The 16,887-nt window shown below is 68.7% G+C and carries 13 protein-coding genes and 1 pseudogene; 8 read left to right on the top strand and 6 right to left on the bottom strand.

All coding sequences use genetic code 11. The annotated features are described in order from the left end of the window. Positions 1-18 precede the first annotated feature (18 nt). The 3 genes from KIT86_RS06625 to KIT86_RS06615 are packed head-to-tail and all read left to right on the top strand — an operon-like array spanning position 19 to position 2,159. The gene (locus KIT86_RS06625) at positions 19-345 is read left to right on the top strand and encodes a DUF2782 domain-containing protein (RefSeq protein WP_297396357.1); all 327 of its coding nucleotides are present in this window, start codon (positions 19-21) and stop codon (positions 343-345) included. A 13-nt stretch (positions 346-358) separates the two neighbouring features. Continuing rightward, on the top strand, positions 359-1,366 hold the full coding sequence (locus KIT86_RS06620) for a homoserine kinase (protein ID WP_297396355.1): 1,008 nt from the start codon (positions 359-361) through the stop codon (positions 1,364-1,366). Between the two features lie 13 nt (positions 1,367-1,379). Next, entirely contained in the window at positions 1,380-2,159 is a 780-nt protein-coding gene (locus tag KIT86_RS06615; protein WP_297396352.1) for a BPSS1780 family membrane protein, read from the top strand. Here the strand turns inward: KIT86_RS06615 and rarD are convergent. Continuing rightward, the gene (gene rarD, locus KIT86_RS06610) at positions 2,134-3,060 is read right to left on the bottom strand and encodes an EamA family transporter RarD (protein ID WP_297396349.1); all 927 of its coding nucleotides are present in this window, start codon (positions 3,058-3,060) and stop codon (positions 2,134-2,136) included. The two genes, KIT86_RS06615 and rarD, sit on opposite strands and share 26 nt — an antisense overlap. 109 nt (positions 3,061-3,169) lie before the next feature. Between rarD and KIT86_RS06605 the strand changes: the two genes are divergently transcribed. Together KIT86_RS06605 and KIT86_RS06600 are read left to right on the top strand one after the other, a co-directional pair. Then, complete coding sequence (locus tag KIT86_RS06605) at positions 3,170-3,649, top strand: Lrp/AsnC family transcriptional regulator (protein WP_297396345.1); 480 nt, start codon at positions 3,170-3,172, stop codon at positions 3,647-3,649. A 3-nt stretch (positions 3,650-3,652) separates the two neighbouring features. Further along, positions 3,653-4,771, top strand: a complete 1,119-nt coding sequence (locus KIT86_RS06600) for a DUF418 domain-containing protein (RefSeq protein ID WP_297396343.1) — start codon at positions 3,653-3,655, stop codon at positions 4,769-4,771. A 57-nt stretch (positions 4,772-4,828) separates the two neighbouring features. On the opposite strand, the gene KIT86_RS06595 is transcribed toward KIT86_RS06600, so the two are convergent. Both KIT86_RS06595 and KIT86_RS06590 read right to left on the bottom strand, forming a co-directional pair. Continuing rightward, positions 4,829-7,081 (bottom strand): PhoX family phosphatase, encoded by a 2,253-nt coding sequence (locus KIT86_RS06595; protein WP_297396341.1) that lies wholly within the window; start codon positions 7,079-7,081, stop codon positions 4,829-4,831. 116 nt (positions 7,082-7,197) lie between these two features. Then, positions 7,198-8,436 carry a glycosyltransferase family 1 protein gene (locus KIT86_RS06590; RefSeq protein WP_297396338.1) on the bottom strand — a complete coding sequence of 413 codons (1,239 nt, stop codon included), beginning with the start codon at positions 8,434-8,436 and terminating at the stop codon, positions 7,198-7,200. 124 nt (positions 8,437-8,560) lie between these two features. Here KIT86_RS06590 and KIT86_RS06585 point away from each other — a divergent pair, with 124 nt between their 5' ends. After that, entirely contained in the window at positions 8,561-9,166 is a 606-nt protein-coding gene (locus tag KIT86_RS06585) for an Mpo1-like protein (protein ID WP_297396335.1), read from the top strand. Between the two features lie 13 nt (positions 9,167-9,179). Here the strand turns inward: KIT86_RS06585 and KIT86_RS06580 are convergent, their stop codons facing one another. Then, the gene (locus KIT86_RS06580) at positions 9,180-10,826 is read right to left on the bottom strand and encodes an aminotransferase class III-fold pyridoxal phosphate-dependent enzyme (RefSeq protein ID WP_297396333.1); all 1,647 of its coding nucleotides are present in this window, start codon (positions 10,824-10,826) and stop codon (positions 9,180-9,182) included. Positions 10,827-10,887: 61 nt separating this feature from the next. On the opposite strand from KIT86_RS06580, the gene asd reads away from it, so the two are divergent. Next, a complete protein-coding gene (gene asd / locus KIT86_RS06575; RefSeq protein WP_297396331.1) occupies positions 10,888-11,784 on the top strand; it encodes an archaetidylserine decarboxylase in 897 nt (298 codons plus the stop codon). A 9-nt stretch (positions 11,785-11,793) separates the two neighbouring features. On the opposite strand, the pseudogene arsC reads toward asd, so the two are convergent. Continuing rightward, positions 11,794-12,150, bottom strand: a pseudogene (gene arsC, locus KIT86_RS06570) (arsenate reductase (glutaredoxin)); the annotation flags it as partial. 68 nt (positions 12,151-12,218) lie between these two features. Here arsC and KIT86_RS06565 point away from each other — a divergent pair. After that, the gene (locus KIT86_RS06565) at positions 12,219-14,369 is read left to right on the top strand and encodes a PhoX family phosphatase (RefSeq protein ID WP_297396329.1); all 2,151 of its coding nucleotides are present in this window, start codon (positions 12,219-12,221) and stop codon (positions 14,367-14,369) included. Between the two features lie 67 nt (positions 14,370-14,436). Here KIT86_RS06565 and KIT86_RS06560 read toward each other — a convergent pair whose 3' ends face one another. Beyond that, the gene (locus tag KIT86_RS06560) at positions 14,437-16,863 is read right to left on the bottom strand and encodes a UvrD-helicase domain-containing protein (protein WP_297396326.1); all 2,427 of its coding nucleotides are present in this window, start codon (positions 16,861-16,863) and stop codon (positions 14,437-14,439) included. Between the last annotated feature and the right edge of the window lie 24 nt (positions 16,864-16,887).

Raw genomic sequence — 16,887 nt, 5'->3', positions numbered from 1 at the left:
CCTTGCCTACAATGCCGCATGAACCCGATCCACCGCCATCCCCTCGCCGCCCTCGTGGCCGGCCTGTGCATTGCCCTGCCTGCCCTGGCCCAGGTGGCCCCGGCGGATACCCCGCGCGAGCCCGCATCGCCGCGCGACAACATCGAGCGCATCACGCACGAGGACAAACTCACCCGCATCGAAGAGCTGCGGGTGGGCGGCCAGACACAGAGCATCAATGTGCAGCCCAAGAACGGCGCACCGGCCTACCAGATCCAACCCGACAACGGCCAGACCGGCGCGGGCGACAGCGGCAAGCGCACCGGCAGCGCCGGGCGCAGCAGCTGGCGCATCCTGAATTTCTGATTTCCCCCGCCACATGGCCGTTTACACCGAAGTCGCGTTCGACGAAGCCGCCGCCCTCCTGCACGCCCTCCAGCTGGGCGATCTGACCGAGCTCAAGGGCATTCAGGGCGGCATTGAAAACACCAACTATTTCGTGACCAGCGAGCGCGACGGCGCCACGCTGGAGCACGTGCTCACCGTGTTCGAACGCCTGGGCTTCGAGCAGTTGCCGTTCTACCTGCACCTGATGAAGTTCCTCGCCGAGCGAGGCATCCCGGTGCCTGCGCCGGCGGCCGACGCCCAGGGCGAGATCCTGCACAAGGTGCAGGGCAAACCCGCTGCCGTGGTGGCCAAGCTGCGTGGCAAGAGCGACCTGGCCCCCGGCGTGGCGCAGTGCGAGGCGGTGGGCGCCATGCTCGCGCGCATGCACCTGGCCGGGCGCGACTTCCCCATGAACCAGCCCAACCTGCGCGGCCTGTCCTGGTGGAACGAGACCGCCCCGGTGGTGCTGCCCTTCCTCACCCCCAGCCAGGCCGACCTGCTGCGCTCTGAACTGGCTTACCAGAACCACGTGGCCCAGGGCCCTGCCTACGCGGCCCTGCCGCGCGGCCCGGTGCATGCCGACCTGTTCCGCGACAACGCCATGTTCGAAGACGGTGTGCTCACCGGCTTCTTCGACTTCTATTTCGCCGGCTGCGACACCTTCCTGTTCGACATCGCGGTCTGCCTCAACGACTGGTGCGTGCTGCACGACGAGGACCACGACGGCTCGCTGGACACGCCGCGCTCCCTCGCCCTGCTCGCTGCCTACCAGGCGGTGCGCCCCCTCACGGCGGCTGAGCGCAGCCTGCTGCCCGCCCTGCTGCGCGCGGGTGCCCTGCGCTTCTGGATCTCCCGCCTCTGGGACCTGCACCTGCCGCGCGAAGCGGCCTTGCTGCAACCCCATGACCCCAGCCACTTCGAGCGCGTGCTGCGCGCCCAGGTGCGCGACACCCCGGCCCTGGCGGCCCTCGTGCGCGACGACGCGCTGCAGTCCGCCTGAGCCCGCCTCCCGCATGAAACTCCACATCGTTCCCGCCCGCACCGGTTTTCAATGGGTCAAGCTCGGCGCGCAGACCTTCTTGCGCCAGCCGCTGGCCATGGCGGGCCTGTTCTTCATGTTCATGGCCACGGTATCGGTGCTCTCGCTGGTGCCAGTGATCGGCACCCTCATCTCGCTCGCGCTGGTGCCGGCGGCCACGCTGGGCCTCATGGCCGCCAGCCGCGAGGCCCAGCAGGGCCGCTTCCCCATGCCGACCACCCTGGTCACGGCCTTTCGCGCCGGCCCGGCCAGCACGCGGTCCATGCTCATCCTGGGCGCGATGTACGCTGCCGCCCTGATGCTGGTGTTCGGTGTGGGCGCCCTGTTCGCGCCCGAGGTGGCGCCGGTGGCGGAGCTGCCCGATGGCGAGGTCACGCCCGAGCGGGTGCGCGCCATGTTCAACAACCCCGGCCTGTGGGCCGCGATGGTGCTGTACGTGCCGGTGCTCATGGCCTTCTGGCACGCTCCCGCGCTGGTGCACTGGCACCGCGTCACGCCGCTCAAGAGCCTGTTCTTCAGCCTGATGGCCTGCTGGGCCAACAAGGGCGCCATGCTGCTCTACAGCCTGGGCTGGATGGCGGTGATCATGTTGGCCGGCGTGGTGATGAACCTCCTGGCCGTGCTGCTGGGCGGCACCGCCCTGCTCAACCTCGTGATCTACCCGATGGTGCTGCTGCTGGCGGCCATGTTCCACACCTCCATCTGGTTCACCGTGCGCGACAGTTTCGTCACCGAGGAAGGGCCTGCGGCCTGAGGGCGCGCAGGCTCAGCAGGCCTTCGCAGGCCAGCAGCGCGATGGCGGCCCAGATGCTGCCGTAGGTGAGCCACTGGCTCTGCGCGATGCGTTCGCCCAGCCACAGCGAGACCCCCACGAGCAGCGCAGGCTCCACGTAGCTCAGCAGGCCGAACAGGCCCAGCTTGAGGCGCTGGTTGGCCGAGATCATGAAAGCCAGCGCCACGGCACTGAGCACGCCCAGCACGAGGATGCCCAGCACCGGGTGCCGCAGCGCGCCAGCGCCCTCGGGCAGCGGCGCGGCGATGAACCACAAGCCCACCGGCAGGCTCAGCACCATGTCGAACCACATGCCGCCCAGGTGGTTGGTGCGCAGCACGCGACGCAATGCGAAGTAGCAGGGATAGCCCAGCGCCACCACGAAGGCCGGCCAAGACACCCGGGGCGCATACAGCAGCTCGTTCACCACCCCCAGCGCGGCCAGCGCGCAGGCCGCCCCCTGCCAGCGGGTGATGCGCTCGCCGAAACACAGCCGCCCGGTGAGCACCAGGGTCAGCGGCAACAGGAAGTAGCCCAGCGAGACGTCCAGGCCGTGGCCGTTGATGGGCGCCCACATGAACAGCCATAGCTGCACGCCCAGCAACAGGGACGACAGCAACATGGCCAGCCACAGCACGGGGCGTGCGCGCAGGCGACTCCAGAGCCCGGCGATCTCGGCCTGGCGCCGCGACAGCAGGATGAACGCACCCAGGAAGGGCGCCGTCAGCAGGATGCGCCAGCCATAGATGCCGGCGCCGCCCAGCGGCGCGAGCAGCGTGGCGTGGTAGTACATCAGGGCGAACAGGACCGAAGCGATCAGGGAGCAGGCCACGCCGGATGACGTTTCGAAGGAAGAGGAGGAGGAGGAGGAGGAGGAGGTCATCAACAAGCCCGGTATCGGCGGGAACACGGAATGCTATTTCGCTGCCGCGCATCCGGATTCGATAATCCAGCCCTTCAACGCAACGTTATTGCAAGCTGGACCCCATGCCTTGAACGCCCCTGCCCCGCTGGACGCCTTCGACCGCCAACTCATCGCCCTGCTTCAGGAGGACTGCCGGATGCCGCAGGCCGAGCTCGGCGCGCGCGTGCACCTGTCGGCGGCCGCGGTGAACCGGCGCATCAAGCGGCTGACCGAACAAGGCGTGATCGAACGCTTTGCCGCGCAGGTGAGACCCGAGTCCCTCGGCTACCCGCTCACCATCGTGGTGGAGGTGCAGGTCGAGAACGAGCGCATGGACCTGCTCGACGCGATGAAGCAGGCCTTTGTGCGGTGTCCCTTCATCCAGCAGTGCTACGACGTGGCGGGCGAATGCGACTTCGTGCTGATCTTCGCGGTGCGCGACATGGGCCACTACACCGAGCTCACGCGCGAACTCTTCTTGGAGAACCACAACGTGAAGCGCTTCAAGACCCTGGTCACCATGGGCCGGCTGAAAACGGGCATGCAGGTGCCCGTCGACGGAGCCTGATCGATGCCCCCAACCCCACCGCAGAGGCCCCGCGAGACGCTGCCAGACGCTTTGCGCGCCCTCGCGCTGATCTCGGTGCTGGTGGTCAACGCCATCGGCTACGCCGCCGCACCCTGGGGGCCGACCCTGGGCTTTCGCACCCCTCCCGACAGCGCCTGGGCTTCGCTGACCCAGGGCGCCGTGGCCGCCGTGCTGCATGGCAAGGGCTACACCACGCTGGCCTTCGTCTTCGGCATGGCGCTGTGGCTCGCCGCCCGCCACCGCCCCAGGGCCGAGGCGCTGCAGCGCGGCCAACGGCGCCAGCGCCGTCTGCTGCAGGTGGGCATCTTCCACGGCGTGTTCCTCTACTTCGGCGACATCCTCACGCTCTACGCGCTGGTCGGCCGGCCGTTGCTGCGCCGCCTGCACAGGCCCTGGGGCGCCTTGCGCCGCCACTTCTGGCACGCGCTGGCCTGGGCGGTGCTGGCCAAGCTGGTGTTGCTGGCGCTCACGCTGATGGCCGCCGAAAGCCCGGCCCGGGCGGACACGCCCGCGCTCTCCACGGTGCAGGGCGCCTGGGCCTTCTTCCAGCTCAACGCCGGTTTCTACGCGGCGATCCAGGTGGTGGCCCTCCTCGTCGGCGGACCGGTGATGTACCTGTGCATGCTGGGTGGGGTGGCCGCGGCGCGCCTGCGCCTGCTGACCCACCGCCGCTGGCGGCCGCTGTGGCGGCGCGGGCTGTGGCTGGCGGGCCCGCCCTTGCTCGTGCTGAGCGTTGCGCATGGCTGGGCCTGGGCGGTCCATGACCCCGCTGCGGACATCGACCCCTGGATCGAGGCGCTGGGCGACCTGATCGCCCTGCCCGTGGCGGCCTGCTATCTCGCGATCGCCGTCCTGGCGTCCGATGGCGGACGGGCGCGCTGGTGCGCGGTGCTGGCCCCGCTCGGGCAGCGCACCCTCTCGCTGTACGTGGGACACAGCGCCCTCTGTCTGCTGCTCCTCTCGGGCGCGGGCTGGGCGCTGGCGCCCACCACGCTGCAGACCGTCGTGGCCTGCCTGGGCTTGTGGCTGCTGGCCCTGGCGGGGGCCCGGCTCAGTGGCCGCCGCCGCTGGCCGCTGGAGGCCTGGCTGGCCCGCCGCTGAAGGCCAAAGAAAGAAAGCCCGGCGGCGCCGGGCTTTCTGCTTCAGGCGATCAAGCCTTCATCGGCCGATCACGCCGCCATCGGTGCGGGTGATGACGATGGTGGCCGACCGCGGCCGACCCAGCGGGCCGTAGGGCGCGCTGGGCGAATTGCCCGGCCACTGGCTCTGGAACGCGAACGGGCCGGCGCCCAGCGCGGGCGTGTTCTCGCCCGGGTGCTGGATGTTCACGAAGATCGCCCGGCCATCGGCCGATTCGGTGATGCCCGTGACTTCCGCCCCCTTGGGCGAGACCATGAAGCGGCGCAGCTTGGCCTCACCTAGCGCGGCCCCAATGAAGGTGTTCTGCGTGCCCGAGACACCGCCCAGGCTGTTGTTCACCGTGATCGCACGGCCATCGCCCACCGCACCCGGAATCGCGGCCAGCAGCATGCAGTTGCTCTGGTCGGTGTAGGCGCCGTCGTCGGTCTGGATCCAGCAGATGCCGGTGGCCTTGCTGAACCACAGGCCGTCGGGCGACGAGAAGTCGTTCTTGGCGGTCAGGCCCGAGAGGTTGATGTTCGCACCGGCATCGGCTTCCGCGCCGAACAGGAAAATGTCCCAGGTGAAGGACGAGGCCGTGGACGCCCCACCGCTTTCCTTGAAGCGGATGATGTGGCCATTGGGGTTGCCCGTCTGCGCGCGACCGTCGTTGTCGGCGTACGAACGCGGGTTGGCGCCGTTGGTGCCGGTCACCGGGCGGCTGGCCGCGTTGCTGTTGGTCATGGTGAAGTAGATCTCGCCATTGGCCGGGTTCACCGCGCCCCACTCCGGGCGGTCCATCTTGGTGGCCCCCACGGCGTCGGCGGCGTGCCGCGCGTTGATCAGCACATCGGCCTGGTTGGCGAAGGCGTAGGTGGCGTAGCCGCTGATCAGCGGGTTGGCGATGTTGAGCTCGATCCACTCGCCGCTGCCGTTGTCGTTGAACTTGGCGACATACAGCTTGCCTTCGTTGAGGTAGCGGTCACCGGCGGTCATGCCACCGCCCACATCGGACGCGCGCCACACGGCGGCGGAGACGAACTTGTAGATGTATTCGTTGCGCGAGTCGCAGCCCATGTAGAAGGCCAGTGGCTGGCCGACGACCGGGATGCCGCAGACCGCGGCCTCGTGCGCGAAGCGACCCAGGGCCACGCGCTTGGCAGAGGTGCCGCTGGTCAGCGGGTCGATCTCCACGATGTAGCCAAAGGTGTTGGGCTCGTTGCGGAAATCCTGCGCAGCGCTTGCACCCGGTGCCGAGACGTCCCAGCGGCCGAAGCGGTCGTCGGTGGCGGCCGTGGCGGTGTTGGACCAGCCTTGCGAACCGGCGGTGGCGCCGGCGTTGGGCGCGCGCATCACGCCGTAGCGCTGGCGCGAAGCCTTGGTCTTGGCGTCCACATCCACCGAGCCGGCGGGCATGAAGAAATAGGCGGCCCAGTTTTCTTCGCAGGCCAGGTAGGTGCCCCAGGGCGTCTTGCCATGGCCGCAGTTGTTGAGCGTGCCGCGCGAGGTGGCGCCGGTGGTGTCGTAGGCCGTCACCATGAAGCTGCGGATGTCGCCCAGGTGAGCGGCCGGCCCGTCGATGCGCATCGGCGACTGCCCGGTGACACGGCGGTTGTAGAGCGAGTCCAGCTTGTATTCCCACTGGCCGGCGCTGTTCTTGCCCACTTCGACCACCGAGACGCCATGGTGGTTGATTTCCTTGAGCACTTCCAGCTCGGGTCGCACGCCCAGGTCCCAGCTGTCGAACTGGCTGAACTTCTTGCCCGACACCCCGCCCGAAGTCTGGCCGTTGGGATGGAAGAAATGGGCGTCGGCCGAGCTCTCGTGGTTCATCACCAGCAGCGCGCGCGCGGTTTCGGTGGGCGAGTAGTTGCCGCTGCCGTTGACGTAGAACAGGTCCATCCCGTCGTGGTGATCGCCCACGCGCATGGTCCACTCGTCCGTCTCGGTGCCCAGGTTGCTGTAGGCCGGGATGCTCGAGACCAGGCGGTCACCGGTCGCATGCACCACCTTGTAGGTGTAGCCCGCGGGCAGGATCACGTCGTCGAGCAGGCTCTTGTCGATGGCGCTGAAGCCCAGGCCCGTGGCGCCCGGCGTGCCGGGCCCGGGCACCGGGGCCGGCGCGTCGCTGCCGCCACCGCAAGCGGCCAGGAAGGGAATGGACGACAGAGCGGCCAGCCCCACACCACCCCGGATCAGGTGGCGGCGGGAGAGCGTGGCGCGTTCAAGCACCTGCTGGAAGTGTTCGTTCGGGGAGTCGTTGAGGTTTTCTTCGGGGTCGTGGTGGGACATGGTCGCTCCGGGGTTACAACAAGAAACAACCGCAGTGTCTGGGTCCTGCATGACCCTGGCGTGACGGTCGTATAGACCCCGCAACGCACTTCGGCATGCGCGATGTCATCAAGCCTTCACATCGCTGGCAAGGTGCGTGCGCGCACCACCGGTGCCGGGCTCGCCGGCGTGCCCAGGGTCTGCAGGAACAGCGCCTCCACCTGCAGCGCGATCTGCTGCCAGTCGAGCTGCGCCACCTCGGCACAGGCCAGCGCGCGGGCCTGCACCAGGCAGGCGGGCTCGCGCGCCAGGCTGGCCGCCAGGGCCGCGAAGGCGCTTTCGTCCCCCGGCGGCACCAGCCAGCCGTTGGCCTCGTGCCGCACCCAGTCGGCCGCGGCCGCGGTGTCGAAGGCCAGCACCGGCAGCCCGCTGGCCAGGGCTTCGATGGTCACGTTGCCGAAAGTCTCTGTCACGCTGGGGAACAGAAAAAGGTCGGCCGAGGCGTAGTACGCCGCCAGCTCCTGGTGCCGCTGCATGCCGGCGAACACGGCCTGGGGGCAACGCTGGCGCAGGCTCTCGCGCAAAGGCCCGTCGCCCACGAACACCAGTTTCACATCGGGGTGCGCCACGCGCATCGCCTCGAAAGCGCGCAGCACCATATCGAGGTTCTTTTCGGCGGCCAGGCGGCCCACCACCAGCAGCACCAGACTGCCCGCCGTGGCGCCCCAGGCCGCGCGCAAGGCCTCGCTGCGGCGCTCGGGCCGGAACAGCTGGGTGTCCACGCCACGCGCCACCACCTGCACGTGGTGGAAACCGCCCGCGATCAGCTCGGCGCGCAGCGCCTGGGTGGGCACCATGGTCAGCCGCGTGAGGTTGTGGAACTTGCGCAGGTAGGCCACGATGGGCTTGCGCAGCCAGCCCACGCCGTAGTGCTGGCTGTAGGCGTGGAAGTTGGTGCGAAAGTCGGAGGTGACGGGCAGGCGCAGGCGCCGCGCGGCCTGCAACGCCGACCAGCCCAGCGGCCCTTCGGTGGCGATGTGCACCAGGTCGGGCCGCTTGAGTGTCCAGGCCTGGATCAGCGCGCGCTTGCCCGGCAGGCCGAGCTTGAGCTCGGGGTAGCGCGGGATCGGCATGCCGCGCATCAGCACCTCCTCGAACCCGGTGTGGCGCATCGCCTGGTCCACCCGCGTCTGGCGCGGGCGGATCAGCTGCACCTGGTGGTTGCGGGCACACAGGCCCTGCACCAGCTTCGAGAGCGTGAGCGACACCCCGTTGATCTCGGGCGGCCAGGTCTCGGTCACCACCGACAGGCGCATCGAAGGGCTGCCGGCCGGGTATTCCTCCACCAGGATCTGGTCTGAGTGCACATCGGTCATGCGGCCATCTTCCCGAGGCATTGCAACAGTCTGATGACAGCGCGCCGCTGTCACCGGGTTTTCACACGCCCGACCCAACATGACAGGCGTTTGACGCCACCCGAGCCACCTTCCTGGAGCCACCGTGAACGATTTTCTCAAGACCCTCGAAGTCCAGCGCTGGGATGACCACCGCTACTACCACCACAGCCGCATCAACCAGACGCTGCACTTCATCAGCGCGATGAGTTTCGTCGTGGCCTATGCGCTGCTCTGGACCGACCCCGTGCTCTCCGCGCTGATCGCCTGGCTGGTCGCCATGACCAGCCGCCAGGCCGGCCACTTCTTCTTCGAGCCCAAGGGCTACGACCACGTGAACCAGGCCACGCACGAACACAAGGAAGAGATCAAGGTCGGCTACAACCTGCGCCGCAAGGTGGTGCTGATGGCCTTGTGGGCCGGCACGCCGCTGCTGGTGTGGGCAGCGCCTGGTGTGTTCGGCCTGTTCGAGCCGCACACCGATGGCATGTCGTTCATCCGGCAGGTGGGCGCGCTGTGGCTCGCGCTGGGCGTGGGCGGCCTGCTGTTTCGCACCGTGCATCTGTTCTTCATCGCCGACGTGAAGACCGGTCTGGTGTGGATGACCAAGATCCTGACCGACCCGTTCCACGACATCAAGCTGTACCACAAGGCACCGCTGTACCTGATGCGGGGCCAGCTGATCGACCCGGGCGTGGCTCAGCGCAGCTGAGCCTGACGCTTCGTCAGCGCCCCACGTGCTGCCACATCTCGCGCAGCACCTGGCGCCGGATCGCCTTGTGCGTCAACCCCGGCGCGCGCCACCACCAACCCTGGGTCTGCATGTCCCGCGCGGCAGCCACGAAGCGCCGCAGCACCTCCTCGAAGTCGTCGTCGTGAAGGTTCAAACCAAAGATCAGGCGCCCCGTGCCCACCCAGCTCAAGGCCAGCCCGTGCCAGCGCAGGAAGTACTGGAGCATCCAGTGGTAGCGGCCAGGCTCGGTGTAGGTGAGCGTCCACACGCTCTGCAGGTTCGCCGCGCGCACCGGAAAACCTTCGGCAGCCATGGTGTCGTTGAAGCGCTTCGCGCGCGCATCCCACTTCGCATCCTGGCCGTCGTACAAGGCCTGGATCTCCGGCGTCTGCAGACGGCGCAGGAAGGCGTTCATGCCCCCCATCACATAGGGGTGCGCGTTGAAGGTGCCGCGGGCGAAGCAGACGTCGGCCGGGCGCTCGGGCCGGAAGCGCTTCATCAGATCGGCCCGGCCGCAGACCACGCCCACCGGGTAGCCCCCGGCCAGCGTCTTGCCGTAGGTGACCAGGTCGGCGCGCACGCCGAAGTACGCCTGCGCACCACCGGGTGCAAGGCGAAAACCCAGAAAGACCTCGTCGAAGATCAGCACGATGCCGCGCTCGGTGCAGACCTCGCGCAGCTGTTTCAGCCAGGCGGCATAGGCCGCGCGGTCGAAGCCCGCGCTGCGGCTGCCATCCACCAGGGTGGAGTCGCCCGGCGCGTTGCGGTTCGGGTGCAGGGCCTGCAACGGGTTGACCAGCACGCAGGCGATGTCGCGCCGCGTGCGCAGCACCTGCAGGCTCTTCTCGTCCATGTCCTTCAAGGTGTAGGTCTCGCGCGGCGGCATCGGGTTGCCCGGGCCGGGCTGCACGTCTTCCCACCAGCCGTGGTACGCACCGCAGAAGCGCACGAGGTGCTTGCGCCGCGTGTGGTAACGGGCCAGCCGCACGGCCTGCATCACCGCCTCGGTGCCGGACATGTGGAACGACACCTGGTCCTGCCCCGAGATCGCTCGCAGGCGCGCGATGTTGTCGGCCACGCAGGGGTGATAGGCCCCGAGCACCGGGCCGAGCGACTCGCCGATGCGCGCGCCCTCGGCCATGCAAGCCTTGTAGAAGTCCACGCCAAACACGTTCACGCCATAGGAGCCCGTGAGATCGATGAAGCGGTTGCCGTCCAGGTCGGTCACCTGGCTGCCTTCGGCGGACTGCACGAAGGCGCCCACCTTGAGCCGCTCGCGCACGATCGGACTGAACTGGAAGGGCACGCGGTAGCTGCTGGTGAACTGCAGATCGGCCAGGCCTTCGCGCGCCTCGGCGCTCAGCGCCAGGCTTTTTCCGTAGCGCTGGGCGAAGCCGGCGGCGAGCGTGTCGAACGAGGCGCGGCGCCGCTGCGCCACATCGCCCGGCGCGCCATCGCAATCGAAGAAGCGCGACTCCTCGTAGGCATAGCCGGGCAGCCAGGTCGCCAGGCGCTTGGCCATGCGCGAATGGCCGGCCAGCGAGCGGTGTTTGGCCCGCGAGAGCTGCAGGCGCTGCCGCAGGTACGGCAGAGCCAGCACCAGCGAACCCAAGGGCAAGGCGTAAGAAAGGTAGGACATGCGGCAAGCGCTCCCAGGCGGTTGATGTGTGTCGTTTGTAGGTCGACCACATGACGCACGTATGAATCTTTCAAGACAGCTGCAGCGCCTCGCGCTCCAGGAAGACATCAACTTCCTGCTCACCAACCGCGTGCCGCGCGCGGCGCTCACGCGCTTCATGGGCTGGTTCAGCCGCGTGCGCCATCCCTGGGTGCGCGACGCCTCCATGGCCGTGTGGCGCGCCTTCACCGACATCGACCTGAGCGAAGCGAAGAAGACTTCCTTTCACAGCCTGCACGACTGCTTTGTGCGCGAGCTCAAGCCCGGCCTGCGGCCGATCGATCCGCGCCCGGAAGTGCTGGCCAGCCCCTGCGACGCGATCGTTGGCGCCTGCGGGCGCATCGGCGCCGACCCGGGCGCCCAGGTGTTCCAGGCCAAGGGCTTCCCCTACCCGCTCACCGACCTGCTGGGTGAGCAGCCCCGCGCGCGCGCCATGGTCGACACGCTGCGCGGCGGCAGCTACGTCACTTTGCGACTCACTTCCAGCATGTACCACCGCTTCCACGCACCGGCCGCGCTGGCGCTGGAACACGTGACGTACCACAGCGGCGACACCTGGAATGTGAACCCCATCGCGCTCCAACGCATCGAGCGGCTGTTCTGCAAGAACGAGCGCGCCGCGCTGCACCTGCGCCTGGGCGACGGCACACCGCTGCTGCTGGTGCCGGTGGCCGCGATCCTGGTGGCCAGCATGCGCCTGCGCGCGGTGGACGTGGCGCTCAACGCGCAATACCGGGGGCCGCACGAGCTGCCCTGCGACGCGCGCTACGACAAGGGCGAGGAAATGGGCTGGTTCGAGCACGGCTCGACCATCCTGGTGTTCACCCCGCCGGGGTTGGCCCTGTGCGAGGGCGTGGAGCCGGGCCACCGCATCCGCATGGGCGAGGCCTTGCTGCGCCGCGCGGCGCCGGCTGGCTGATCAGGCCGGGGGCAGGATCTCCAGCACCGTCTCAGCCGGGCGGCACACGCGGGTGCCCAGCGGCGTCACCACGACAGGGCGGTTCAGCAGGATGGGGTGCTGCACCATGAAGTCGAGCAACTGGTCGTCGCTCCACTTCGGGTCGGCCAGACCCAGCTCTTCGTAAGGCGCGGCCTTGGTGCGCACGATGCTGCGCACCGGACCGCCCGTGGCCGCCGCGAGCTGCTGGAGCGTCTCGCGGCTGGGCGGGGTCTTGAGGTACTCGATGACCTGCGGCTCCAGGCCGCGTTCGCGGATCAGGGCGAGCGTGTTGCGCGAAGTCCCGCAAGCGGGGTTGTGGTAGATCGTGATGGGGCTGGTGTTCATGGTTGTCATCGAATTTTCACACGGCGTGCACATGATGCGCCAATACCCCCCACCCCATCAGAACGACCATGTCCCACGCCCACTTCAACGACGAAGACGCCAACACCAGCAGCAACCCCGCTTTCGACAGCGTGCTGCAAGCCCGCCTGAGCCGCCGCAGCCTGCTGCGCGGCGGCGTGGGCACGGCCGGGGCCACCGCCCTCGGCGGCACGGCGGCCTTGAGCGGCTGCGCCACCGTGGGCCCCGCCTCGCCCGTGCACAGCCTGGGCTTCACCCCCGTGGCCAAGACCCTGGCCGACCAGGTGACCGTGCCCCCGGGGTACACCGCGCGCGTGATCTACGCGCTGGGTGACCCGCTCACCGCCGCCACCCCCGCTTTCCGGAACGACGGCACCGACGCCGACTTCGACCGGCGCGCCGGTGATCACCACGACGGCATCGAATGGTTCGGCCTGGACGCCACCGGCCAGCCTTCGGACAGCTTTGCCTCGCGCGGCCTGCTGGCCATGAACCACGAAGCCACCACCGACGAAAAGCTCAGCTCTTTCTTCCTCCACGCCAACGGCGGCACGGCCACCCTGCCCCGCCCGGCGGCCGAGATCGACAAGGAGTTGATGATCCACGGCCTGTCCGTGGTCGAGGTCCAGACCGACGGCAAGGCCTGGGCCACGAAGCAGGCCTCGGCGTTCAACCGCCGCGTGACCACCATGACACCTGTGGCCATCCACGGCCCTGCGCGCGGCAGCGAGCACCTCGTCACCCGATTCAGCCCCGACGGCACGCAGGCGCGCGGCACGCTCAACAACTGCGGCACGGGTCGCACGCCCTGGGGCACCTACCTCTCGGGCGAAGAGAACTGGTTCGGCTACTTCTTCCGCGACGCCCGTGACGACGACGCGCGCAAGAAGGACAAGCAGGTCCAGGCCCTCAACCGCTACGGCCGCAAGGCCGGCGCGGCCAGCCGCCACGGCTGGGAAAGCGGCGGCAGCAGCGACACCTACGCGCGCTGGAACAACGGCGCCGTGGGCGCCAGCGCCAAGGACGATTTCCGCAACGAGATGAACACCTTCGGCTACATCGTCGAACTCGACCCCTACAACCCGGCCAGCGCGCTTCGCAAGCGCACCGCACTGGGTCGCCTGGGCCACGAGAACGCGACCTTCGCGCGCGTGAGCGCCGGCCAGCCGGTGGTGGCCTACATGGGCGACGATGCGCGCGGCGAGTACATCTACAAATTCGTCTCGGCCGCGAAGTGGGACCCGGCCGACGCCAAACCCGCCAACCGCCTGGCCGCGGGCGACAAGTACCTCGACAAGGGCACGCTCTACGTCGCGCGCTTCAAGGACGACGGCACCGGCGAATGGCTGGCGCTGTCGATGGACAACCCGGTGATCGCCGGCAGCTCCTACTTCGAGTTCAGGAACGAGGCCGATGTGGCCATCTTCACCCGCCTCGCGGCCGACGCCGTGGGCGCCACCAAGATGGACCGCCCCGAGTGGGCCGGCGTGAACCCGAAGAATGGCGAGGTCTACATCACCCTCACCAACAACAGCAACCGCACGCCCGCCACCACCGACGCCGCGAACCCGCGCGCCTACACCGACCTCAAGGCCGGCAAGGAACAGAAGGGCAACGTGAACGGCCACATCGTGCGCCTGGCCGAGAAGGCTCCCGCGGACACGGTCTTCCAGTGGGACATCTACCTCTTCGCGGCCGAAGCGGGTGCCGACAAGTCGACCATCAATCTCTCCAACCTGAGCGACGAGAACGACCTGTCCTCGCCCGACGGCCTGGTGTTCAGCAAGGCCACCGGCGTGTGCTGGATCCAGACCGACGACGGCGCCTACACCGATCAGACCAACTGCATGCTGCTCGCCGCCTTGCCCGGCCAGCGCGGCGACGGCGCGCGCAAGACCCTGACGCATGGCGACCGACAGGTGACCACGCACGTGGGCAAGGCACAGACCCCGGCCACGCTCAAGCGCTTCCTGGTCGGCCCCAGGGGCGCGGAGATCACCGGCATCACCGAAACCCCCGATGGCCGCGCGATCTTCGTGAACATCCAGCACGCGGGCGAGAACACCCGGATGGCCGACGTCAACGATCCCACGAAGTACGAGAGCCAGTGGCCCTCGAACGCGGGCTACGGCGCGGGCAAGCGCCCGCGCTCGGCCACCATCGTGGTCACGAAAAACGACGGCGGAATCATCGGGAGCTGACCCCGCGCGCCGCCTTCGGCGCCGCGTCCGTCGATGCCGGTGCCGGGCCGGCTCCGATCGATAGCACTCAAGCGATCGGCGTGAGCTTGGCCACGCTCAGCGCCAGCCACTTCGTGCCGTGGCGCGTGAAGTTGACCTGGGCGCGCGCGTCGTCGCCTGCGCCCTCCACCGCCAGCACCTTGCCCTCGCCGAACTTGTTGTGGAACACGGCCAGGCCAGCGCGGATTTCGGTGCCTCGGTCGGGCTCGGGCGCGGTCTGGCCCAGGCCCTTGGGGTCGCCGCGCTCCTTGAAGCCCGGTGACCACGAAGGCTGCAACGCGGCCGGCGCGCCGCCGTGGCCACGCCGCCCGTTCTGCCACTGCCCCCCACTGCCGCCGCCCATCGGCGCGGACCACGCCGGCTGCGGCGGCGTGAGCCACTTCAGGCATGCCTCGGGCAACTCGTCGAAGAAGCGGCTCTTGAGGTTGTAGCGCGTCTGGCCGTGCAGCATGCGCGTCTGCGAGTGGCTGAGGTACAGGCGCTTGCGCGCGCGCGTGATCGCCACATACATCAGGCGGCGCTCTTCCTCCAGGCCGTCGCGGTCGCTCATCGAGTTCTCGTGGGGGAACAGCCCCTCTTCCATGCCGGTGATGAACACGCAGTCGAACTCCAGGCCCTTGGCCGCGTGCACCGTCATGAGCTGCACCGCGTCCTGCCCGGCCTGGGCCTGGTTGTCGCCAGACTCCAGCGCGGCGTGCGTGAGAAAGGCCGCGAGCGGGCTGAGCGTCTCGCCGGTTTCGGCATCGGGCGCGAGGGGTTCGTCCACCAACGGCAGGTTCGGGTCCAGCCCCTGGCTCGCCGGGCTCTGCGTGAGGGGCTTGCCCAGCTCGTCCACCGGCAGGGCCACGGCGTCGCGCCCGAAGCCTTCGATGCTCACGAAGCTCTCGGCGGCGTTCACCAGCTCCTCCAGGTTTTCCACCCGGTCCTGCCCTTCGCGCTCGGCGCGGTAGTGCTCGATCAGGCCACTGTGGGCCAGCACCAGCTCGATGATCTCTCGCAGCGTGCGTCCTTCGGTCTGCTCGCGCATCACGTCGAGCTTGGCCACGAAAGCCCCCACCGCCACGCCAGCACGCCCGGTGACGGCGCTCACCGCGTCGTGCAACGAACAGCCGGAGGTGCGGGCCACGTCCTGCAGTTGCTCGATGCTGCGCGCGCCGATGCCGCGCGCGGGGAAATTCACCACGCGCAGGAAGGCGCCGTCGTCGTCCGGATTGGCGATCAGGCGCAGGTAGGCCAGGGCGTGCTTGACCTCCTGCCGCTCGAAGAAGCGCAGGCCGCCATAGACGCGGTAGGGCAGGCCGGCGCTGAAGAGCGCGTGCTCCAGCACGCGCGACTGGGCGTTGGAGCGGTAGAGCAGCGCCATCTCGCGCCGCGCCATGCCGTCGAGGGAGAGCGACTTCACCTCCTCGACGATCCAGCGCGCCTCCTCGGTGTCGTTGAAGGCCTCATAGACGCGGATCGGCTCGCCCGTGCCGGCGTCGGTCCACAGGTTCTTGCCCAGCCGCGCGGCGTTGTTCTTGATGATGGCGTTGGCGGCGTCGAGGATGTTGCCGTGCGAGCGGTAGTTCTGCTCGAGGCGGATGACGTTGTCGACGCGGAACTCGCGCTCGAAGTCGCGCATGTTGCCGACCTCGGCACCGCGGAAAGCGTAAATCGACTGGTCGTCATCGCCCACCGCAAAGACCGCGTTGCCCGAAGGTGTGAGGCCCTCGATCGGCGGCGCGCTGAACATCTTGATCCACGCGTACTGCAGGCGGTTTGTGTCCTGGAACTCGTCGACCAGGATGTTTCTGAAACGGCTCTGGTAGTGATGCCGTATCGGCTCGTGGCGCTGCAGCAGCTCGTAGGAGCGCAGCAGCAGTTCGGCGAAGTCGACCACGCCCTCGCGCTGGCACTGTTCTTCGTAGAGTTGGTACAGCTCCAGCTTCTTGCGCGTTTCCTCGTCGCGCGCGGGCACGTCGTGCGGGCGCTGGCCGTCTTCCTTGCAGCCGCTGATGAAGTACTGAATCTGCTTCGGGGGATAGCGCTCGTCGTCCACGTTGAACTGCTTGCACAGCCGCTTGATGGCCGAGAGCTGGTCCTGGGTGTCCAGGATCTGGAAGGTGGCCGGCAGGTTGGCCAGCTTGTGATGGGCGCGCAGGAAGCGGTTGCACAGGCCATGGAAGGTGCCGATCCACATGCCGCGCACATTGATGGGCAGCATGGCCGACAGGCGCGTCATCATCTCCTTGGCGGCCTTGTTGGTAAAGGTCACGGCCAGGATGCCCCCGGGCGAGACCTGGCCGCTCTGCAGCAGCCAGGCGATGCGGGTGGTGAGCACCCGCGTCTTGCCCGACCCCGCCCCGGCCAGGATGAGCGCGTGCTCGGCCGGCAGCAGCACGGCGGCCGACTGCTCGGCATTGAGGCCCGCAAGCAGCGGGGAGGCGGATGGGGCGACAGGGTCTTCAAACAGCATGTGTCGATTGTAGGAAGCGGCCCG

Origin of the sequence: Hydrogenophaga sp. (assembly GCF_026125825.1) — a bacterium.
Lineage (GTDB): Bacteria > Pseudomonadota > Gammaproteobacteria > Burkholderiales > Burkholderiaceae_C > Hydrogenophaga.
This window is presented reverse-complemented; position numbering and strand designations above follow the sequence as displayed.